General features: G+C 52.4%; 21 protein-coding genes. 7 read left to right on the top strand and 14 right to left on the bottom strand.

Translation table 11 applies throughout. The features are described from left to right. Positions 1 to 219 (bottom strand): AmmeMemoRadiSam system protein B (gene amrB, locus ACYZYZ_RS06565; RefSeq protein WP_461483685.1); only part of this gene is annotated, 219 nt, incomplete at its 3' end. Positions 220 to 303: 84 nt separating this feature from the next. On the opposite strand from amrB, the gene amrS reads away from it, so the two are divergent. From amrS to rhlB, 3 genes are all read left to right on the top strand, one after another. Then, positions 304 to 1,398 (top strand): AmmeMemoRadiSam system radical SAM enzyme, encoded by a 1,095-nt coding sequence (gene amrS / locus ACYZYZ_RS06560; RefSeq protein ID WP_461483684.1) that lies wholly within the window; start codon positions 304 to 306, stop codon positions 1,396 to 1,398. 81 nt (positions 1,399 to 1,479) lie between these two features. Further along, a complete protein-coding gene (locus ACYZYZ_RS06555) occupies positions 1,480 to 2,166 on the top strand; it encodes an HvfX family Cu-binding RiPP maturation protein (RefSeq protein ID WP_305169795.1) in 687 nt (228 codons plus the stop codon). Positions 2,167 to 2,267: 101 nt separating this feature from the next. After that, positions 2,268 to 3,581 carry an ATP-dependent RNA helicase RhlB gene (gene rhlB / locus ACYZYZ_RS06550; RefSeq protein ID WP_461483683.1) on the top strand — a complete coding sequence of 438 codons (1,314 nt, stop codon included), beginning with the start codon at positions 2,268 to 2,270 and terminating at the stop codon, positions 3,579 to 3,581. 3 nt (positions 3,582 to 3,584) lie between these two features. Here rhlB and cysZ read toward each other — a convergent pair whose 3' ends face one another. After that, positions 3,585 to 4,346 (bottom strand): sulfate transporter CysZ, encoded by a 762-nt coding sequence (gene cysZ / locus ACYZYZ_RS06545; RefSeq protein ID WP_461483682.1) that lies wholly within the window; start codon positions 4,344 to 4,346, stop codon positions 3,585 to 3,587. 95 nt (positions 4,347 to 4,441) lie between these two features. On the opposite strand from cysZ, the gene ACYZYZ_RS06540 reads away from it, so the two are divergent. Then, on the top strand, positions 4,442 to 5,191 hold the full coding sequence (locus ACYZYZ_RS06540; RefSeq protein ID WP_461483681.1) for a DUF748 domain-containing protein: 750 nt from the start codon (positions 4,442 to 4,444) through the stop codon (positions 5,189 to 5,191). Between the two features lie 124 nt (positions 5,192 to 5,315). Here ACYZYZ_RS06540 and ACYZYZ_RS06535 read toward each other — a convergent pair whose 3' ends face one another. Then, positions 5,316 to 6,713 carry a GGDEF domain-containing protein gene (locus tag ACYZYZ_RS06535; protein WP_461483680.1) on the bottom strand — a complete coding sequence of 466 codons (1,398 nt, stop codon included), beginning with the start codon at positions 6,711 to 6,713 and terminating at the stop codon, positions 5,316 to 5,318. A 297-nt stretch (positions 6,714 to 7,010) separates the two neighbouring features. Between ACYZYZ_RS06535 and rhlE the strand changes: the two genes are divergently transcribed. Continuing rightward, a complete protein-coding gene (gene rhlE, locus ACYZYZ_RS06530; protein ID WP_461483679.1) occupies positions 7,011 to 8,549 on the top strand; it encodes an ATP-dependent RNA helicase RhlE in 1,539 nt (512 codons plus the stop codon). A gap of 50 nt (positions 8,550 to 8,599) precedes the next feature. On the opposite strand, the gene acmB is transcribed toward rhlE, so the two are convergent. The 10 genes from acmB to ACYZYZ_RS06480 all read right to left on the bottom strand — a co-directional run bounded on the left by acmB (position 8,600) and on the right by ACYZYZ_RS06480 (position 17,311). Continuing rightward, a complete protein-coding gene (gene acmB / locus ACYZYZ_RS06525; RefSeq protein ID WP_461483678.1) occupies positions 8,600 to 9,778 on the bottom strand; it encodes a methyl acetate hydrolase AcmB in 1,179 nt (392 codons plus the stop codon). A 76-nt stretch (positions 9,779 to 9,854) separates the two neighbouring features. Then, entirely contained in the window at positions 9,855 to 10,235 is a 381-nt protein-coding gene (locus ACYZYZ_RS06520) for a GFA family protein (RefSeq protein WP_461483677.1), read from the bottom strand. Positions 10,236 to 10,406: 171 nt separating this feature from the next. Next, positions 10,407 to 11,057, bottom strand: a complete 651-nt coding sequence (locus tag ACYZYZ_RS06515; protein ID WP_461483676.1) for a class I SAM-dependent methyltransferase — start codon at positions 11,055 to 11,057, stop codon at positions 10,407 to 10,409. An 81-nt stretch (positions 11,058 to 11,138) separates the two neighbouring features. Further along, entirely contained in the window at positions 11,139 to 11,471 is a 333-nt protein-coding gene (locus ACYZYZ_RS06510) for a cupin domain-containing protein (protein ID WP_305169811.1), read from the bottom strand. A gap of 117 nt (positions 11,472 to 11,588) precedes the next feature. Continuing rightward, complete coding sequence (locus ACYZYZ_RS06505; RefSeq protein WP_305169812.1) at positions 11,589 to 11,798, bottom strand: cold-shock protein; 210 nt, start codon at positions 11,796 to 11,798, stop codon at positions 11,589 to 11,591. A 217-nt stretch (positions 11,799 to 12,015) separates the two neighbouring features. Next, on the bottom strand, positions 12,016 to 13,728 hold the full coding sequence (locus ACYZYZ_RS06500) for a monovalent cation:proton antiporter-2 (CPA2) family protein (protein ID WP_461483675.1): 1,713 nt from the start codon (positions 13,726 to 13,728) through the stop codon (positions 12,016 to 12,018). 98 nt (positions 13,729 to 13,826) lie between these two features. Next, positions 13,827 to 15,101, bottom strand: coding sequence for an O-acetylhomoserine aminocarboxypropyltransferase/cysteine synthase family protein (locus ACYZYZ_RS06495; RefSeq protein ID WP_305170150.1), 1,275 nt, complete (start codon positions 15,099 to 15,101; stop codon positions 13,827 to 13,829). 97 nt (positions 15,102 to 15,198) lie between these two features. Next, positions 15,199 to 16,221, bottom strand: coding sequence for an NADP-dependent oxidoreductase (locus tag ACYZYZ_RS06490; protein ID WP_461483674.1), 1,023 nt, complete (start codon positions 16,219 to 16,221; stop codon positions 15,199 to 15,201). 106 nt (positions 16,222 to 16,327) lie between these two features. Next, a complete protein-coding gene (locus ACYZYZ_RS06485) occupies positions 16,328 to 16,720 on the bottom strand; it encodes a hypothetical protein (protein WP_305169815.1) in 393 nt (130 codons plus the stop codon). Between the two features lie 261 nt (positions 16,721 to 16,981). Beyond that, positions 16,982 to 17,311 carry a YegP family protein gene (locus ACYZYZ_RS06480; protein WP_305169816.1) on the bottom strand — a complete coding sequence of 110 codons (330 nt, stop codon included), beginning with the start codon at positions 17,309 to 17,311 and terminating at the stop codon, positions 16,982 to 16,984. 933 nt (positions 17,312 to 18,244) lie between these two features. Here ACYZYZ_RS06480 and ACYZYZ_RS06475 point away from each other — a divergent pair. Further along, positions 18,245 to 18,841 (top strand): hypothetical protein, encoded by a 597-nt coding sequence (locus tag ACYZYZ_RS06475; protein ID WP_461483673.1) that lies wholly within the window; start codon positions 18,245 to 18,247, stop codon positions 18,839 to 18,841. Between the two features lie 138 nt (positions 18,842 to 18,979). Continuing rightward, the gene (locus tag ACYZYZ_RS06470; protein ID WP_305169818.1) at positions 18,980 to 19,264 is read left to right on the top strand and encodes a hypothetical protein; all 285 of its coding nucleotides are present in this window, start codon (positions 18,980 to 18,982) and stop codon (positions 19,262 to 19,264) included. Between the two features lie 59 nt (positions 19,265 to 19,323). Here ACYZYZ_RS06470 and ACYZYZ_RS06465 read toward each other — a convergent pair. Then, positions 19,324 to 19,555 (bottom strand): TIGR02647 family protein (locus ACYZYZ_RS06465; RefSeq protein WP_461483672.1); only part of this gene is annotated, 232 nt, incomplete at its 5' end.

The raw sequence follows: 19,555 nt of genomic DNA, 5'->3' as shown, positions 1-19,555 counted from the left end.
CACCACTCGCCGAATCCGGTCGGCATAGGTCTGCAGCAGCCGGTAGGCGCTGGCGGCAATCGGGCCGGAGTAGATATAGCCTGCGTGGGGAACGATCAATGCCTTCGGGCGCAGAGGGGTGCCCGGTTGGCTATTGAGCATGTCATCTATCTGCCGTTGCAGGGACAGGGGGTTGCCCGGATAGAACGCGCCTGCCACAGCGGGTACACGTGCCAGCATTTTCCTCTCCTCCCAGTCGTTGGGTGACCATAACCTGCTATATATAAGTTATAGAAAATTTTTTTCAGGTTGAGTGTAACTTCGATGGCAACAGGCAAAGAGACCTCTCCGGAAAGTTATCCTACCCGATACTGGCACAAGGTCGACGATGGCCGGGTGCAGTGCGATGTCTGTCCAAGACACTGCCGTCTGCACGAGGGGCAGCGTGGACTTTGCTATGTGCGGGGCAGGGAAGGCGATGAAATCGTGCTTTACACCTATGGTCGCTCCAGTGGCTTCTGTATCGATCCCATTGAAAAAAAGCCACTCAACCATTTCCTGCCCGGTTCGGCGGTACTGTCTTTTGGCACTGCCGGCTGCAATTTGGCCTGCAAGTTCTGCCAGAATTGGGACATGAGCAAATCCCGGGAAATGGACACCCTGGCAGATGCCGCCATGCCGGATCGACTGGCGCAAACCGCTGTGGAAATGGGCTGTCGTAGCATTGCCTTTACCTACAATGATCCGGTTATTTTTATGGAGTACGCCATTGATGTTGCCAGGGCGTGCCGGGAAGTGGGGGTGAAAACCGTGGCAGTCAGTGCCGGGTATATGAACGATGCCCCACGGCGGGAGTTCTTCTCCTACATGGATGCCGCCAATATTGACTTGAAGGCCTTTACCGAGAGTTTTTACCACAAGATCTGCGGTGGGCATTTACAGAATGTTCTCGACACCCTGAAGTACATCGTCCATCACACCGATGTTTGGTTGGAACTGACCACGCTGTTGATCCCCGGTGAGAACGACTCCGATCGGGAGCTGGATGAAATGACTCGCTGGGTGGTGGAGCAACTGGGGCCGAATGTGCCGATGCATTTCACCGCATTTCATCCCGATTGGAAAATGCAGGATATTCCGCCTACCCCATCTGAAACACTGACCCGGGCGAGACAGATTGCCCTGTCCAATGGCGTCAATTATGCCTATACCGGCAACGTGCACGACAAGACCGGCGGCAGTACCTTTTGTCCTTCCTGCCATGAAGTGCTGATCGAGCGGGACTGGTACGAGCTGGGTTACTGGGGGCTTGATACCGGTGGGTGCTGTCGGGCCTGCCAGGCCGTTATTGCCGGTGTGTTTGAGGCTCAGCCGGGCGGCTGGGGATCAAAGCGAGTACCGATTCGTCTGCTGCAGTGAATCTTTTGCGAATTATGGGTCTAACTTTCCAGTTGTGGACCAATTGGTCCACTATCTGTGTTCGTATCACAAGGATTTCCCATGAGTCGTTTTACAGCCTCCTGTCATCGCATTTATATCACTGTCCTCGGAAAGTTAAGCCATGTTGAAGGTCTGGCCCCGTTATTGTTGCGCATATTCCTGGCGCCGATTCTGATTAAGGCCGGGTATGGAAAATTGCAGCTGGGTGATACGTCGGTGGCTTTCCATGAGCGTCTGTTGGCCGACCCGAATGTGGTGTCCTGGTTTGGCAATGCCGACTGGGGCCTGGGGTTGCCGGCGCCAGAAGTGCTGGCCTTTCTGGCGGGCTGGACCGAATTTCTGGGTGGCTGGCTGTTGTTGCTGGGATTGATGACACGCCTGGTGGCAGTGCCGTTGATGATTACCATGGTGGTTGCCGCTGTGACGGCACACTGGGACAACGGCTGGCACGCGCTGCCGGAAACCAAATTGACGGTCCCCTGGGAGTGGCGGGCAGACCTGATTGATGAGGGCTTGGAGCGAAAAAGCCGCGCTGTTGCCATTCTCCAGGAACATGGCAATTACGACTATCTAAGCGCAGCTGGGTCGATAACAGTCCTTAAAAATGGCATCGAGTATTCCGCAACCTATTTCCTGATGTTGCTGACGTTGTTTTTCATGGGCGGTGGGCGCTATACCAGTGTCGATGACTGGCTGCATCGAAGAATTGTCTCGACGGTGTCAGAAAACACACTGACCACCGCTTAGGAGAAAAATGTCAGGTCGGGCGAGAATCCCCCGACCGTGGTATACTGCCGCCCCTTTCAAGCACAAGGCCGCACGCGGCACTTTATCTATTGGCAGTAACTATGAGTGAGCAAAAAAATTCCCCTTCCGGTGATCAGCAATCCAAGCAATCGGGACGTCGGGGTCGTCGACGTCGCGGTGGTCGGAGCAGAAAGCCCGACACTAACTCCAACTGGGATCTTTCCCAGTTTGAGGTGGCACCAGAAGAGGGCAAGCTGCGTTTCCATGACCTGGGTTTGCCTCTGCCTCTGATGCGCGGCATCGCTGATCTCGGCTTTAAATACTGCTCGCCCATTCAGGCCCGTTCATTACCTTTCAGTCTGCGCGCCCACGATGTGGTCGGCAAGGCACAGACCGGTACCGGTAAAACCGCGGCCTTCCTGGTGACCATTATCACGGAGCTGCTCAATCATCCGGTTGTTGAGGATGAGCATTATGCCGGTGAGGCGAGGGCGTTGATCATTGCTCCTACCCGTGAGCTGGTCATGCAAATTGCCGATGATGCGCGTGCGCTGTGTAAACACACTGAACTTCATGTCCACACCCTGGTGGGAGGCATGGATTACGACAAGCAGAAGCGTCACCTGAGTGAGAGTCAATGCGATATCCTGGTGGCGACACCGGGACGTTTACTGGATTTTGCCAGCAGTCACGATGTCTACCTGGACCGTGTGGAAATTCTGGTTCTGGATGAAGCGGACCGCATGCTGGATATGGGCTTTATCCCCCAGGTGAGGCGCATCGTGCGTTTAACTCCCTACCGGGAAAATCGCCAGACACTGTTTTTCTCGGCGACTTTTACCCCAGAGGTGATCAGTCTGGCCGATCAGTGGACGGTGGACCCTATCCACGTCGAGATCGAGCCGGAAAATGTTGCTACAGATACGGTTGATCAAAAGGTTTTTATCACCTCTGCCGAAGAAAAATTCCGCCTGCTTTACAACATTATTCGCCAGGACGAAGTTGAGAGCGTAATTGTATTTGCCAACCGTCGTGACCAATGTCGCAGGTTGCAGGAAAAGCTCCAGAACAAGGGGTTTAGCGTAGGCCTGTTGTCGGGGGATGTGCCCCAGAACAAGCGTGTGAGAACTCTGGATGACTTCAAATCCGGAAAACTGAAGGTGCTGGTGGCTACGGATGTGGCTGGCCGGGGTATCCACATTGATGGTATCAGTCATGTGGTGAATTACACCCTGCCGGAGGAGTCGGAAGATTATGTTCACCGCATTGGTCGTACAGGCCGTGCTGGTAAGCTGGGCACCTCCATCAGTTTCGCCTGTGAGGATGATGCCTTCCTGCTGGAGCCCATCCAGAAGTTACTGGGCAGAAAGCTGGACTGTGTGCAGCCCGACGAGGCCCTGCTCGGCAAGTCCTGAAAACTAGTTTGACTGGGGTGCAGGCTTGTAGATGCGCTCCAGCCAGAAACTGCTGGCACCGATCACCGATGCTGGCATCGCAAATAGGTTGAATAGCGGGATAGTGGTGGCAATCAGTACAGAGCCACCAAAGCTGAGCGAAACCAACCGCCTTTTTGCCATTGTCTCCCGCAGATTCCTAAAGTCCATCTGGTGGTTGTCTGCCGGGTAATCCAGGTACTGCAAAGCCAGGGACCAGGCACCCCACAAAAAGGCAATCGCCGGTCCGATCAGATTCACGACCGGTATCAGGGACAGCACAAGCGTCAGTAGTAATACCCCTACAATCCGTGGCAGGAAATATCCCATCTTGATCAGCTCCCGTTGCATGGCCCTGCCCGCTAGTGCCAGCAGCTGCTGCGTCGTCATGGACGTATCGTTTACTCGTCCGCTCAGCACTTCCTCCGCCCGTTCTGCCAGGGGACCATAGAAAGGCGAGGCTAGCAGGTTGCCGATAATGGCAAAGCTGTAGCCATAGACGAGCAATAAAAATGCGGCAAACAAAATCCAGAAGATCCAGGCCAGGAATCTCAGGGCTTCGGGTATTCTCGCCATGAGACTATCGAGCAGTTGCCCGAACTGGGTGACAGCCAGCCAGCTAAGCCCAATAAACAGTAACAGGTTGATCAGTAGCGGGCCGAGCACAAACCAGCGCAGCCTGGGGTGTGTCATCAGTTGTAGTCCCTGCAGTAGGTAGCCGGGTCCGCTGTGAAGGTGACGAGGCATTGGGTATCCTTGTGATGGTTTGAGGCTGATCATGTTATTGTAAGATTTAAGTGGAAGTATCGACAGGCAGGGAAATCAGAATAAGGAGAATAGTGATGAAAACCCTTCTCAAAATTGTTGCCGGTTTACTGGTGGTGTTGTTGCTGGTGGTGGTATTTGCCATCCTCAACCTGGATAAAGGTATCAAAGCGGCAGTGGAGACGGTCGGGCCGAAACTGACCCAGTCCAGTGTCACCCTTGATGATGTGGAATTATCTCTGGCCACCGGTGAGGGTAGCCTCCACGGATTGCTGGTTGGTAATCCGGGGGGATTCAAAACGCCCAGCGCTTTCTCTCTTGGGGAAATTTTCCTTGCGGTAGATCCGGAATCGCTCACCACAGACACCATTGTGGTGAACAGTATCCGCATTGTGGCACCGGAAATTACCTATGAGTCTGCCAATGGCACCACTAACCTGGCGCAACTGCAGAAAAATGTTGAGCAGGCAACCGGTGCCAGCTCTGGCTCAACTTCCTCTGAAGCGGCCTCCTCTGATGGCGGCGCCGAGAAGAAGATGATTATTCGTGACCTACAGATCAATGCAGGTAAAGTCAGCTACAGCAATCCGTTGTTGGGTGATAAACCCCTGGCATTAACGTTGCCGGATATCCGCCTGACAGGTATAGGTGAAAAATCCAATGGCGCTAGTGCTGCAGAGGTGGTGAAGCAGGTGTTGGCCGCCATCAACAAGAGTGCTGCAGGCGCGGTGGCCAATTCCGGGGCCTTGAAAGATGCTGGCAATCAGTTGAAGCAACAGGTCGAGGAAAAGCTTGGCGGCTTCAAAAACCTGCTGAAGAAAGACTGATGTGGTGATTAACAGCCCGGCTTGCCGGGCTGTTTGCACGAGAGTTGAGTCTATCAAGCAGCGCCTATCGGCCCATTTTCAACATCCATGGTACCCAAGGGTGAAAAATAAGGGGGGGGATCTTTCAGGGGGTTGCTTGCGATACGGAGGCTTGGTTAGTCCTCGAATAGGATTTATTGAATGCTTTTTTTGCACGCTTTCGTTCATACATCTGCACATCAGCTGCGGACACCAGTTCGTTAAAATCGCCAATTGAGTTGTTGGCGTTAAACGTGGCCTCACCCACAGAATAGCTGATAGTGTAAGGGCGTTTTCCCGCTTTGTTGGTGGCTTGCACCACACGTTCCAAGCGTTTCAGGGCTATCATGTTGTCACCGCTACTGGAGACAACGGCGAATTCGTCGCCCCCGAGTCTTGCCACCGCATCACTTTTTCGAAAATGTTGGCGCAGTAAAGAGGCAAAGTGTTTCAGCAGATCAGAGCCTATGTCATGCCCCAGGGTGTCGTTGATCTCCTTTAGGCCGTCGAGATCAAAAAACAGCACAGAGACATTCCTGTTATCACGCTGTGCCTCGTACAGCATGTGTTCCCCCAGCATATAAAAACCACGCCGATTATTGATTCCAGTCAGATCATCAATCAGTGAGATATCTCGCAGCTCGGCTTGCATGTCATTAATTTTTCTGGACAGCCAAACAACCAGTACAAACAGGGTTGCTGCAGCGAAGGATGAGGTGAGTGCAGATGCAAGTGCCAGTGGTATATGTCTGGCTTGGGGCAGCCAGGCACTGACGCTGACGATTAAAAATGGCAGTAGTAACGTTACGGGCAAGATTAACCGCGCAATATGGCTGCCAATACCGACTCCTGCGATGATGGAAAAATATCCGTAGTGCATCCGGGCAATCAACAGTGCGCTGGTGATACACAACATGCAAAAGAGCGTCTGAATGGAGGTACGTAAATCATTCGCTTGTCCGAATAGATGGGCGGCATTGAACAGGTACCCGGCAAATACCGTCAGTACCAGCGCGACAAGTAGTGCGCAAACGACATCACGAACCTGAGTGCAAAAAGGCCCTCTGCTGCTTTCACAGATGGAGGCGAACCCCAGCATGGTAAAAAATAGGGATGTCTGCATAGACATCAGCCCGGGCACAGATGACAGCTCATCCTTGGCCAATAGCGTGTCCAGAGCAAAAGTGCGATCAGTGATATGTCCCACCAGTGCGCAACCTGCGAAAACCAACACGATAGCGCCCAGTAGGTTGCCTGTCAGCTTAAGGGAGGTGTTGGTGCAGAAGTGCCCGAGCCACAGCCCGCAGGCGCAGAGTATGGTGCAGAGCGCCGTGTTTGCCTTCATCAATGCCCAGCCACTGGGAAGTAACGTAGCCACTGTTGGTGCCAGCCAGGCCAGTAAAATAGGCGCGGCAATGAAAACGGGAATGAGTAGTAGTGTGCGTTGCAGGCGCGCCAGGGTCTTAAGCAGTTTGGGGTTATGCTGATGGGCCGATAATGTCATTTATTTATTTTTATGGGCAGTTAGTGGATATTGGAATAGTTGTTCCAAAACTACACAGAAGGTTCGTGCTAGACAACTATTTCGTATCTTTCTGAAAAATGTTTTGCAGAGTCTTGGACGTATGGAAGGCGTCCTGTTATAGTTCGGACCTCATGGTACCCATCGGTCGGTACCAGATGTGTCCCCCGGTTTTTCCTCTTTGGTTCTCCCTCCGACACCCCTTAGCAAAATGTTTCCCGCCTAAGACCGTTTCCCTGCACTGAGCATGGATAGGCTGGTCCCGGAGTTAAAATTTATATGTTATTTTCTGAACTCGGCCTGTCGGCCGAATTGTTGCGTGCTGTGTCCGAACAGGGCTACAGCCAACCCACCCCTATTCAGGCGCAAGCCATTCCCATTGTGCTGGAAGGAAAAGACGTCCTCGCCGGTGCCCAGACCGGCACCGGTAAAACAGCCGGTTTTACCCTGCCGTTGTTGCAGCGCCTGAGCGCTCACAAACCTGCTGGCGGTCGCCGCCCGGTGCGAGCGCTGGTGTTGACTCCTACCCGTGAGCTGGCAGCTCAGGTGGGTGAGAGTGTAAATACGTATGGCAAGCACCTGCCGATCAAGTCCGGCATTATTTTTGGTGGCGTGAATATCAACCCGCAAATTTCCATGCTGCGTAAAGGCGTTGATATCCTGGTTGCTACCCCTGGCCGTTTGCTGGACCACGTTCAGCAACGTACCCTGGACCTATCCCAGGTAGAAATTCTGGTGCTGGATGAAGCGGATCGCATGCTCGATATGGGCTTTATCCATGATATTCGCAAGGTGCTGGCCCTGTTGCCCAAGCAACGCCAGAACCTGCTGTTTTCGGCCACGTTTTCCAATGAAATTAAACAGCTTGCCGATGGCCTGCTGAATAAGCCCACACTGATTGAAGTAGCCCGCCGCAATACGGCTTCCGAGCGAGTGGAACAGGTAGTTCACCTGGTGGATAAAAACCGCAAGCGCGAGCTGTTGTCTTATCTGATCGGTTCAGGCAACTGGCGTCAGGTGCTGGTTTTTACCCGTACCAAGCACGGTGCCAACAGGCTGGCTCAGCAGCTGGAGATGGACGGCCTCACTGCGGCGGCGATTCACGGCAACAAGAGCCAGGGCGCCCGAACCAAGGCTCTGGCAGATTTCAAAAAAGGTGCTGTTCGCGTGTTGGTGGCCACGGATATTGCCGCCCGCGGTCTGGATATCGACCAGTTGCCCCACGTTGTGAACTTTGAACTTCCCAATGTTCCTGAGGATTATGTGCACCGCATTGGCCGCACCGGCCGCGCCGGCAATGAAGGCGAAGCCGTCTCGCTGGTTTGTGTGGATGAACATAAGCTGTTGCGGGATATTGAGCACTTGCTGAAACGTGATGTGCCCAAAGTGGCAATCAATGGTTTTGAACCGGATCCGAGTATCAGGGCAGAGCCCATTCAGAACGGTCGCGGCGGTGGCAATGGCCGTCGTACAGGAAATGCTTCTGGTCAGCGCCGCAATGCCAGCTCTCAAAATCGTCGCCCAGGCGGCAACAGAACGGCCCGCCCCGGCGGCAACCGTGAGGGCGCATCTGGAGAACGTCGCGACAGCCGCCCCGGTGGCAGAGAAGGTAACCGTCCCAGTGGCAATAGGGATAGCCGTCCCAGCGGTAACAGGGATGGTCGCCCAGGTGCGAATCGGGACAGCCGCCCCAGCGGTAACAGGGACAGTCGCCCAAGTGGCAACCGGGATAACCGGTCACAGGGTGCACAGCGAAGGGCTGGCGGTCAGAAAGCCCGCAGTAATTCATCCCGCTCCAGTTGGGGCACCACGGCCTAAGCAAAAATGCCCGGACAAATGTCCGGGCATTTTTTTATGGTGACGGGTGACTATTTCAGGTGGCGATAGACCGCTGACTCGAAATCGACAAACCCCGGGTATGAGGCGATATCCTGAAATGGCAGTATTTGCGAGGCCCACATGCCACCAATGCCTTTTTGTCGGTCAATCCAGTAGAACAGATTGGCTAGCCCTGCCCACATCAATTGACCCGCCGGTCGCCCGGAGGGTGTCGCCTCCTCATTGACCTGAAAGGTATAGGCCCAGGATTTTTTCAGGCCGGGAAAGAACTCACCGTCATTGGAGAGTGCTGGTATGGAACTGGTCCAGCCGCCACTCTGCAGGCCCTCGAGGCCATTTTGCGCCATCTTTGCCACAGTCTCCGGTTTTAATACCCTGCCATTGGTGCCCTCGCCGTCATTAAGCAGCATGCGGATAAATTTCATGTAGTCGCCCACGGTGGCGTAGAGGCCGTGACCGCCCATGTCCATTTCCGGGGGTTGTGGCAGCACCAGATCCCAGGGTGCCAGCTGGCCATCTTCTGCACGGGTGTGCAGGCTGGTCAGTCGTGATTGCATGGCGGGAGTGATTTCAAAGGCACTGTCGTGCATCTCCAGTGGTGCAAAGATGCGCTCTTGCATGACCTGGCCAAGGCGCTTGCCGCGCACCGCTTCCACTATCTTCCCGATCCAGTCGATATTAACTCCGTAGGCCCATTGCTCACCCGGGTCGAACAGCAATACGGTCCTGATGCCGTCAAAGGTGCTTGAAACTACGGTTGGGGTTTCCATGGCGGTGCGAAAGGCCAGATCATTATGGCTGAAAAACTCGTAGGAGAAACCAGCGGTATGCAGCATTAGCTGGTTGAGGGTGATGTCGGATTTTGGCGGGCGCAGTTTCGGCTGTCCGTCACTGTCGAAGCCTTCCAGAACCTGAATCTCAGCAATTTCCGGTACGTAGTCCTTGGCCGGGTCGTCCAGACTAACCAGTCCTTCCTCCACCAGTTGCATCAGTGCGGTGCCTGTTAGTGCTTTGGTACAGGAGAAAATGGCAAATACGGAGTCGGTGGTCATGGGTTGTTCTTTGCCCATTTCCCGCAACCCGGCAGCACCTTCGTAGAAGTTGGCATGTCTGTCGGTGGCCATGGCTACCACGCCGGGAGCGCCGCCCGCCTGAGTGACCGTTTTATGCAGCACAGAATCCGCGGCACTACGCAGTGAATCGTTCATGTGTTTCCCTCTGGCTTGCCGCTTCAGACCCCTGTTGTCGTTATATGGGCCATCATCGACTGTGGCGTATTTATTATTATTCCCGGCTTTTGTGAGCCAGTGTGTGAGCATTCTGTTCCCAGTTCTGCCCATCAAACTCGACTATGGTTATGGATTTTGCCTGCTCATTCAAGCAGCGCAGATTGATGTCCACGCCGTCCGGGTTGGAGCGGGGTATATAAAACGGTTTGATGCCGCAGATCCGGCAGAAGGTGTGTTTGGCGACACCGCTGTTAAACGTGTATGTCTGTAACTGCTCCTCGCCGCTTAGAAGCCGGAAGTTTTTCTTAGGCACGATCAGGTGCAGATACCCGGATTTGTTGCAAATAGAGCAGTTGCAGTCCTCCACTTCCACCGAGTCCGGCGCTTCAGCCTCAAACGACACGGCACCGCAATGACAGCTTCCCCGGTAAATCATGATGGATACCTCCTGTAATGAAAACTGGGCGTTTGACGAAAACGGTTTAATGATGTGCCGAATGCGGAGGCGGGTAGAAAGTTCAAATGGCCGCAGGGGCCGAGGCCTGTCAACCATCCGGGGCTGTCTGAACTGAGTTTGTAGTTCAGGTGCAGCAGCAAGACCGGCGTGTCAGCGATGGTATTCAATGATCTGGCCGCGAAACGGCTGTGATAGGTAATCTGTCTCAGGCGGTTGATGCTGTTGGTGATCGAAACCGAAGGTTGCCATTTTTTTGCTGAACGGCGCATGGTGTCCCCGGCCTGGGTCAACAATAACCACCTGGCAGCTGGGTTGAGCGTGCTGGTGGATGAACTCAGACAGCAGTGCGACATGTTCACGTTCATACAGAAGGTCGCTCCCGATAATCAGGTCAAATAATCCCAGGCCATCATCAGTATCAGCCCAACCGGTCCTCTCGAAAGGGATGTGTGAACCATTGTTGAGGTCGACATTCTCCTTGAGAAAGTTGCCAGCTTCAGGGTGGTAATCGGTGGCGGTAATATCCGCCAGGCGGTGATTCAGCAGCAGGCTGGTCAGCCCAATCCCACAACCCACTTCGAGAATACGCTTGTCCGCGATGTCGTAATCACACATGTGGTGAGCCAGCACTTTGCCGGCATCCCAGACAACCCCAAACAGTGGCCAGCTGGCGGAAGAAATACCCAGTTTTTCGGCCTCGCCATCTTTGTCCTGGAATTCCTGATTGTCTCTCAGGGTTCGCAGGTGAATGTCCACCTCGCCAAATTCAATGGTTTGATAGCGTAAGCGTAGCGATGACATAAAAACTCCATGTGTGGGACAGGTTGTCCCGCAGTATGGCGTTGATTCGGCCAATCGCTACGAGAGGGAGGTGTGTTGAGGTTATCCCTCAGGGTACATGACCAGCAGGGTGCACCCGGTATGAGATTTCGGAGCGTGGGAGGAATTTTTGGGTTGGTGAATAAAGTCTCCTTCCCGGTAGTCTTCCTTGCCGCCTTCAAATACGCCGGAAATCACGAAGATCTGTTCGGGTCCGCTTTCATGTAGATCTATGCCAGGAAATTCCGCGCCGGGTGCAAACTCATAGACAGCGGCACGTTTGCCGTTTTCGCCTTCCCAGAGCATTCTTTCCGTGATGCCGGGGAGTAGCTCCACAGGCTCAACATCTTTCCAGTTAACTTTTTTCACACCGTCAAAGTTGAGTGTATCGCTCATTATTATCTCCTAGTGCAATCTGTTGGTATCACAAGCATAGAAGCATAAATAAAAAGGGCAAGGTAGTGATACCTTGCCCTTTTATGTATTTGCAGTCCGCCGGAGCGGCAGCAAATATTAGTCGATAACGACGATGTTTTCCGCCTGAGGGCCTTTTTGGCCTTGGGTGACGGTAAATTCAACGCGTTGACCTTCGTTCAGGGTGCGAAACCCGGAGCTGGAGATTGCGCTGTAGTGTGCAAAAACATCGGGGCCAGACTCACGTTGAATGAAGCCAAAGCCTTTAGATTCGTTAAACCACTTAACGGTGCCAGTTACTGTAGACATAATGTAATCCTGTAAATTCTTAATAAATAAAGATATGCCCGGTCAAGGGCGGTGGTGCTGGAAGTATTGCTGGTAATTATGAAAAACAGGACGACGATCTGAAAGGCGCGTCGAAGTGGTACATAAAGATAGAGCTTACTTTCAAGCAGTGGGAACTATAGACCTTTTTTGCCAGAAAGCAATGATTTCCCGTGACCCTGCCGCTGATAGGGTCTTATCATCCTGAAACTTTGGTTTCATCCTCGGATTCCATGGGGCTGGCGTTGGCAATACGCCCATGGCAAGTGTGGCGGAAGTCTTCAATGGTTCGTGTCAGATCTTCCTCCTTTTCGCCCAGTCCGCTCAGTGCCATTCGGGCCAACTCCAGGCTGGCTTCAATATTTTCTGATACCACGCCAGTGGCCCCCAGCTGGCTAAGAACCTGACACTGGGACAGGTTATGGCCGCGGGCATAGACCTGCTTGTCCGGGTAGGTCTTGCGCAGGGAGGTAATGATTTCTTCCGTTGCTTCTGGGTCATTGATAGTAACAATGATCACCTTGGCATCACTGGCCCCCGCTGATTTCAACACTTCCGGTTTGCGCACATCGCCAAAATACACAGGGTGGCCGTTGGCGCGCTCTCGCCCCACGATGGCTGCGTCGCCATCCAGTGCCACAAAAGGTTTGTCCGACAGGGTGAGGATTTCTCCAATGGTATGCCCGACCCGGCCGTACCCCGCCAGCACTATAGGGGCTTCGGTGATGTCCTGGGATGTGGTATCCACTTCCTGTTCCGGTTTTCTGGCCAGCGACTCTGCCCATCTGGCCAGCAGCGGTGTGACGAGCATGCTAAGTAGAACCACTAGCAATAGTTGCTGGAAGAGTGGGGTTGGTATGAGGTTGGACTGGTTAGCCAAGGAGAACAGTACCAGAGAAAATTCACCACTCTGAGCCAGGAGCAGTGCCACCGCCAGGCTATTTTTGGTTTTCAGTCCGAAGAAATAGTTGATGGGGAACAGAGCGATAACCTTGATGGCAATCAGTAGGGCCAACAGGGCAAAGGTGAGTAGTGGCTTATCGATTAGCAGCTGGAGGTTCAGTGACATGCCCATGGACATAAAGAACAAGCCCAGCAGCAGTCCGCGGAAAGGCTGTATTTCGGCAATGACCTGGTGGCGATAAAACGAATCGGAAATCAGCATACCTGCCAGGAAAGCACCCATGGCCATGGAGAGGCCGGCGTGCTCGGTGGCCAGTGCCGTGCCCATGACAATCAGCACGGCCGATGCGGTAAAAACTTCCGGGCTACCTGAAAGCGCCACGCGATGGAGAATCGGGTGCAGGAAAAATCGCCCCAGGAAGACCACCATAACCACAATGGAAACGGATTCGATCAGCGTCAGCCAGATACTGTTGTCGATGGTCAGCTCAGGGGCTGACAGCAGGGGCACCAGTGCCAGTAATGGCACGACTGCCAGATCCTGCATCAGCAATACTGCGAGGGAGGATCGGCCATAGGTAGATGTCACCATTTTCTGGCTTACCAGCAGTTGAATAACAAAAGCTGTGGAGGATAACGCCAGGGTTGGGCCTATCAGAATGGCGGCATTGGCGCTGACATCGAACAGGAAATACGCCAGTGCAGTGAAGATCAGTCCGGTGATCAAAATCTGAAGAGAGCCCAGCCCAAACACCAGTCGTCGCATCTTCCATAGCAGAGAAGGTTTGAGTTCGATGCCGATCACAAAGAGCAAGAACACCACCCCGATTTCTGACAAGTGGCTGATGTCACTGATGTTGCTGATTAGTCCAAAACCGGAGGGGCCTACGATGACCCCGGCCAGCAGGAAACCGGGGACAGCACCCAGTCTCAGGGTTTGGGCAAGAGGTACGGCAATGACGGCGGCAACCAAAAGGGCAATGATGTCCGTTAGGTAGGAGGCGGGCATATTTAGGGCTTATCCAAATAGTCGGTAGGGTATGGCCCTACGATACCCTACAGGCGCCCGCCCGCCAATCGCCAGTGCATTTTTCCTAAGAAAAACCGCTACTTGACGGCATCAAGGGCCTGTGAGATATCACTAATGATGTCTTCTATATTTTCAATGCCCACAGAAATTCGTACCAGGTCGCTACTGACGCCAGCCTTTTTCAGTTCTTCCTCATTGAGCTGCCGATGAGTGGTGGTGGCAGGGTGGCAGGCCAGCGATTTGGCGTCACCGATATTAACCAGTCTCAGAATCATCTGTAGCGCATCAATAAACTGGGCACCTGCCTCACGACCGCCAACAATGCCGAAGCTGAGAATACCCGATGCCTTGCCGCCGGTAATCTTCTGACAGGTTGCCTGATAGGGGCTGTCTTCCAGGGCCGCATAGTTTACCCAGCTGACTTTCGGATGAGCTTTGAGATAGCGGGCGACCTGCTCTGCGTTCGCGCAATGACGTTCCATGCGCAGGCCAAGTGTTTCCAGGCCCTGAAGTATCAGGAAGGTATTCATCGGGGACAGAGCTGCGCCGGTATTGCGCAGGGGGACCACCCGGCAGCGGCCGATATATGCTGCCGGACCCAATGCATCGGTATAGACCACGCCGTGGTAGGAAGGGTCGGGCTGGCTGAAAATAGGAAAGCGTTCCTTGTGGGCGGCCCAGTCGAATTTTCCGGAGTCGATGATAATGCCGCCAATGGAGGTCCCGTGGCCACCAATGTATTTGGTCAGGGAGTGCACTACGATATCAGCACCGAGCTCAAAGGGGCGGCACAGAAAAGGGGTTGCCACGGTGTTGTCGACAATCAGGGGGATGCCTGCGCGATGGGCGATTTCTGCCAGTTTCTCAATGTCGACGATGTTGCCTGCAGGGTTGCCGATGGATTCGCAGAAAATGGCTTTGGTGCGGTCATCAATGGCCTGTTCAAAGCCGGAGAAATCGTCGTGGGCAACCATGCGCGCTTCAATTCCCTGGTTAGGCAGACTGTGGGCGAAGAGGTTATAGGTGCCACCATAGAGTTGGCTGGTGCTGACGATATTGTCCCCCACAGTACAGAGGCACTGAATGCTGTAGGTGATGGCGGCCATTCCGGATGCCACGGCTAGAGCGCCAATACCCCCCTCCATGGCTGCCATGCGTTGCTCCAGCACCGCGGTGGTGGGGTTCATGATTCGGGTGTAAATATTACCTTGGACTTTCAGGTCGAACAGATCCGCGCCGTGCTGGGTATCGTCAAAGGTATAAGACGTGGTCTGATAAATGGGAACGGCGGCCGCTTTAGTTGTTGGTTCAGACTCATAGCCGCAGTGCAGTGCCAGTGATTCGAGTTTCATCGTGTCTTCCCTGTATTGGAATTATTGTGTAAGTGGCCTCAGAGCGGCCACTATAACGTCGTTTACAGGTTGTAGAAAAGTAATGGGCCCGCGCAGCTTATTCCGATTCGTTAGCGATGCGAATCAGTCGCTTGCCCAGATTATCTCCACGGTAGAGGCTGGCGATAGCATCTGGGGCTTTGTCGATACCTTGCAGAACGTCCTCGCGATAGCGTAGCTTGTCGGCCTTGATCAGTGGCGTCAGGGCGGAGATGGCTTCGCCGTAGCGTTCGTTATAGTCGAACACAAGAAATCCCTGCATGCGCGCCCGTTTGACCAGTAGCTGGCGTTGGACGCGGGGGCCCATTGGGATTGGGTCCCAATTGGTTATAGAGGCCGTGCCACACAGCACAATGCGTGCACCTACATTAATATGCTTCATCACAGCATCGCTGATCGGGCCGCAGGTATTATCAAAATAGACATCAACACCGTTGGGGCAGGCGGTGGTCAGCGCCGCATCCACATCTTCGCTGCGGTAGTCGATGGCATGATCGTACTGAAAAGCCTCGTGACACAGTGCAACTTTTTCCGGTCCGCCAGTTATGCCCACGGTTTGGCAGCCCTGCAGTTTGGCCAGCTGCCCAACACAGGAGCCGACGGCCCCCGCAGCCGTGGAAACAACCACGGTCTCTCCTTGTTTTGGTTGCCCGATATCCATCAGGCCAAAATAGGCTGTCACACCATTGATGCCCAGTATTCCCAATGCCGTTGAGATCGGCAAACCGTTGGTTTCTACCCTGCGCTGCACCTTGTCACCGTCTACTACAGCATAATCCTGCCAGCCAAACATGCCGGTAACGATATCTCCAACACCATAATCCGGGTGGTGGGACTCAATAACCTTTCCCACTGTCAGGGCGCGCATCACCCCGCCCAGTGGCACCGGTTCCGAATAATTGGCCACTGCACTTACCCAGCCACGCATGGCCGGTTCCACAGAGAGGTAGATGTTGCGAACCAGGACCTCCCCTTCAGTAATGGTTGGTATATCAGATGTGTCGATGGAAAAATTATCGGCTTGGGGTATATCGCTGGGTCGGCTGGTCAAAATGACCTGGCGATTAATCTTGTCCTGCATGGTGCACCTCGAAAATGGCGTGGTGTGTCTTGGCAAACCCCCATATCTTTATTCCGGGGTCAATTTCAGCCAGCTTATTATTCTGTAATTTGACTGTAGACGAAAATTATTTTGCAAGCTTGAGTGTTGCTGCGGTGGCCACGCCCCAGATCCAGTTAAAAAAGACCACCAGTAATGGCGTAAGCAGACCGAGTTCAAGGCCTGCTATACCCTTGTGGGCTTTTAAGGGAAACACGATGAACAGCTGAACGGCAGTGGGTGCCAGGCTAAGAAGTGACCCTTTCCAGAAGATCTTAGAGGACATGAAGGGCATGACGAACAGAAGGCCCCACAGTCCACCCCAGACAATCCGGGGGTAGAGCCATTGCGGAGAAAGGCCGGGGGCGATAGCAACACCCATAAGCTGGGAAATTCCAATATCACCAAACAGCCAGACGGTAAGGCTGTTAGCAAATCCACCTATGCAGCCCGCAGCAAACATCAGAAGCAGCTTTTTCATGCCAGGTATCCCATTGAATTTCCATCAGTGTATACCAGATACAGCATGTACCGGATCAGAGTTCTGTGGATGGTTTAAGCACGAGGCTCAAAGTGTAGAAAGTAGGACGTGGTTCGGTGCAGCGGTTTGGATGAGACAAACACACACAGCCCCTTTTGCAGGGAAGTAAAAAAATGGCAGGAGAGTGCCTTCTACAAAGTCATGCGACCAGAAGTCCCTGGACCCGGGAAATCCCCGGGCCTTGGACCTCTGTCAGGGATATCAGGCGGATGCCTGAATATCGCCTGTGGTGCCTTGCGACTTGGCTAGAGCAATGGCATCTTCCAGCATCTGTTCATTGGGGTATTCTTCACTTACCCCAAGTACAGCATGATTTGCTGCTTGAAGATTAAAGAAGTACTTGCCATTGGCTTCTTTCCGCTCGTAACGATCTTCGTATTCGCAATTGTTGCGAATACTGCTGATGTCACTCATCGCAGAACCCTTGGAGAAGTATGGCTTGCTGTTTACTAGCAAGGTTTCTCCGTTATCGCCTTTCAAAGAAAAGTTAAATTTACCGTCGTCGCTTTTGTTTAGTTCAAATCTAGACATACCCGTCTCCTTGCTTATATCGATCTTGAGAGATTGCTCACTCTTAGTTTTTTTATCTCTAACAGCTTTTTTAACAGGCAGCTTGACGCTGTTTTAGGGCTGCCTTGCGATGACCCTTGATGGTGGGTATCGCGTCGTCCTCATCAGACACTTGCGTGAACTGACTGCCAGCAGACCCTTTAACTTCACAAAGAACCTGATAAGCCAGCGTTAGGGCTCAGAGTATCAATCCAAGATAAATATTTAATCAATATTATTTGTGGTGATTTTTTTGACCAGATTAATGATTTTTGTCCAAATAACCTTTTTAAAATTTATCTTAGATGTTTGATTTATATGTAATTTACAGCCCTTTTTATGGGGTAAAAAAAGGGCAATTTTAAGGCCAAAAAATAACGCCATTTTATTGCCTATCGTTTTGTTTTATAAGGATTAATGCTGGTGCTCTCTGTGGTATGTAAAATCTACTTTCACTCCGAGTTGGTAGGGGTTAATAACAAATAACTTATTATGATAAAAATGTAGTTGCTAATATATTTTTATTGTTTTTAAAATGTATTAAATAAAGCCTAAATATGAGATAAAAATATTCTAATATAACTGCATGTTAATGCCATGCATTTTTGCTTATATTTTTGTGCGACTAATTGGTCGATGGGGGCTGAACCTAGGGTGTCTGCAGAGATTTTTCACTTGACCTTTTCTGGATTCATAGAATCTCTTTCTGGGGATGCTGTGAGTACATGTTGGCTCTGGCTGCGGGAGTTGGGCTTGATAACCGATCGGGCTCATATCTCTGCTGAAGTTGTATTACTGGCTGATTGATCTTTGTGGGCCTTACAGTGCGAAATAACAGGGGTTTTGAAATGTTCGTACTGGACGGGGGATTTGCTTTGATGTAATGATGAGCCCTGTATCTATGGTTGGAAGTTCATGATAAGAATCAAGTTTTTTCGTCATCTGAGCCTGGGTTTGATATGCACGTTGCCACTGATATTGGTTGGCTGTGGGAGCTCTCTTCCCAAAGGTGAAGCCAAAACCCAGTCCCAGTGGCAGACCTTTGAAGAGGCAAAGGCTGCCTACGACAGTATTACCCTTCATGAGACCACCACACTGGATCTCCAGCAGCTGGGATTTGACCCCTACAGCGCGCCTAATGTGAGGATTTTGTCCTACCTCGACATCATCCAGGTGTTCAGCCCCAACGACTCCGTAAAACCTGATGATCTGCCTCCCAGTGTGCGGGACTGTATCAAGGCCCGCGAAGAATGCCTGGCTTATCAGGCTACACCGCAGGTCAGCTCCAGTAAGCGCGTGGGTAATGTGTTTCTGGATTTGCTGAAATTCAAGCGCGAGCGCATCCGTACGGGCTGGAACTTCAATGCACTGGTGGTCATAGACCACGATATTGTGGTGTACAAGATCTGGAGCGGTATGCCGATTATTGATGAGTTCGAAACACGTAAAAATCCATTGGGGCCGATTCAAGACTCCATTGGTAGTGCCGTCCAGAGCGGTGCTGGAATGTGAGTACTTACTTTCTAATAAGATTCGATTTTATTGGTTAAAATTTAAACTATTCCTTCGCCCCCTTGTCAGAAGACGAGTTCGAATCAATGAGCTCTGAGTGAAGAATAAGGGTGTTTATTTTTTTGGAGAAAAGCCTTCATGGTAGAAAAACCTGAACCTGAAAAGCTCGACTACGATGCGCATCCCGTTTTCAAAACCGTTCCGGAAGAGACCAACAACAAAAATCTTGGCTTTTTTGAGATCATTGCCCAAGCCTTCTGCCTGGTCTTTCAGCTACAGCGCGGTAAAGGGTTGAAAAGAGCCACAGATTTGTTGGAAAGCAATCCCAAGTCCGTTATTGCGGCCGGCATTCTTTCGATGATCATTTTTTTTCTGATCTGCTTTACCGCCTCCCAGTTGGCGATCAAATATCTGACCAACTAGGACGGCGATTGTTCTAAAGCTCAAAAACATCAGTAAAGCAGTTCATGGCTAAAGAAATGCTAGTGGATATCCATGGTGGGTTGTGTGGAAAGAATGCCCAGAAGCTTTAGGGCGTGTTCCATGGCCTCAATACCCAGATCGGTGAGATAGCCACCATCCACCTGGGTGATCAGCCCCTTTTTATATAGTCTGCGGGCGGCCTCAACCATTGACGTTGGGGCTTCGTGGCTGTGGACCTTGATGCCGTTCTGTAGCGAGTGAGTATCAAACAGGCTAAGCAGGTTGAGTTCA

This window comes from Porticoccus sp. (assembly GCA_023261185.1).
Classification (GTDB): domain Bacteria; phylum Pseudomonadota; class Gammaproteobacteria; order Pseudomonadales; family Porticoccaceae; genus Porticoccus; species Porticoccus litoralis.
Note: the sequence above shows the minus strand (reverse complement) of the source record. Positions and strands in the feature narration are given on the sequence as shown.

Excerpts from the sequence above, each read along its gene's own strand:
- amrS (WP_461483684.1), top strand. The coding sequence starts at position 304 with ATGGCAACAGGCAAAGAGACCTCTCCGGAAAGTTATCCTACCCGATAC.
- ACYZYZ_RS06555 (WP_305169795.1), top strand. The coding sequence starts at position 1,480 with ATGAGTCGTTTTACAGCCTCCTGTCATCGCATTTATATCACTGTCCTC.
- rhlB (WP_461483683.1), top strand. The coding sequence starts at position 2,268 with ATGAGTGAGCAAAAAAATTCCCCTTCCGGTGATCAGCAATCCAAGCAA.
- cysZ (WP_461483682.1), bottom strand. The coding sequence starts at position 4,346 with ATGCCTCGTCACCTTCACAGCGGACCCGGCTACCTACTGCAGGGACTA.
- ACYZYZ_RS06540 (WP_461483681.1), top strand. The coding sequence starts at position 4,442 with ATGAAAACCCTTCTCAAAATTGTTGCCGGTTTACTGGTGGTGTTGTTG.
- ACYZYZ_RS06535 (WP_461483680.1), bottom strand. The coding sequence starts at position 6,713 with ATGACATTATCGGCCCATCAGCATAACCCCAAACTGCTTAAGACCCTG.
- rhlE (WP_461483679.1), top strand. The coding sequence starts at position 7,011 with ATGTTATTTTCTGAACTCGGCCTGTCGGCCGAATTGTTGCGTGCTGTG.
- acmB (WP_461483678.1), bottom strand. The coding sequence starts at position 9,778 with ATGAACGATTCACTGCGTAGTGCCGCGGATTCTGTGCTGCATAAAACG.
- ACYZYZ_RS06520 (WP_461483677.1), bottom strand. The coding sequence starts at position 10,235 with ATGATTTACCGGGGAAGCTGTCATTGCGGTGCCGTGTCGTTTGAGGCT.
- ACYZYZ_RS06515 (WP_461483676.1), bottom strand. The coding sequence starts at position 11,057 with ATGTCATCGCTACGCTTACGCTATCAAACCATTGAATTTGGCGAGGTG.
- ACYZYZ_RS06510 (WP_305169811.1), bottom strand. The coding sequence starts at position 11,471 with ATGAGCGATACACTCAACTTTGACGGTGTGAAAAAAGTTAACTGGAAA.
- ACYZYZ_RS06505 (WP_305169812.1), bottom strand. The coding sequence starts at position 11,798 with ATGTCTACAGTAACTGGCACCGTTAAGTGGTTTAACGAATCTAAAGGC.
- ACYZYZ_RS06500 (WP_461483675.1), bottom strand. The coding sequence starts at position 13,728 with ATGCCCGCCTCCTACCTAACGGACATCATTGCCCTTTTGGTTGCCGCC.
- ACYZYZ_RS06495 (WP_305170150.1), bottom strand. The coding sequence starts at position 15,101 with ATGAAACTCGAATCACTGGCACTGCACTGCGGCTATGAGTCTGAACCA.
- ACYZYZ_RS06490 (WP_461483674.1), bottom strand. The coding sequence starts at position 16,221 with ATGCAGGACAAGATTAATCGCCAGGTCATTTTGACCAGCCGACCCAGC.
- ACYZYZ_RS06485 (WP_305169815.1), bottom strand. The coding sequence starts at position 16,720 with ATGAAAAAGCTGCTTCTGATGTTTGCTGCGGGCTGCATAGGTGGATTT.
- ACYZYZ_RS06480 (WP_305169816.1), bottom strand. The coding sequence starts at position 17,311 with ATGTCTAGATTTGAACTAAACAAAAGCGACGACGGTAAATTTAACTTT.
- ACYZYZ_RS06475 (WP_461483673.1), top strand. The coding sequence starts at position 18,245 with ATGATAAGAATCAAGTTTTTTCGTCATCTGAGCCTGGGTTTGATATGC.
- ACYZYZ_RS06470 (WP_305169818.1), top strand. The coding sequence starts at position 18,980 with ATGGTAGAAAAACCTGAACCTGAAAAGCTCGACTACGATGCGCATCCC.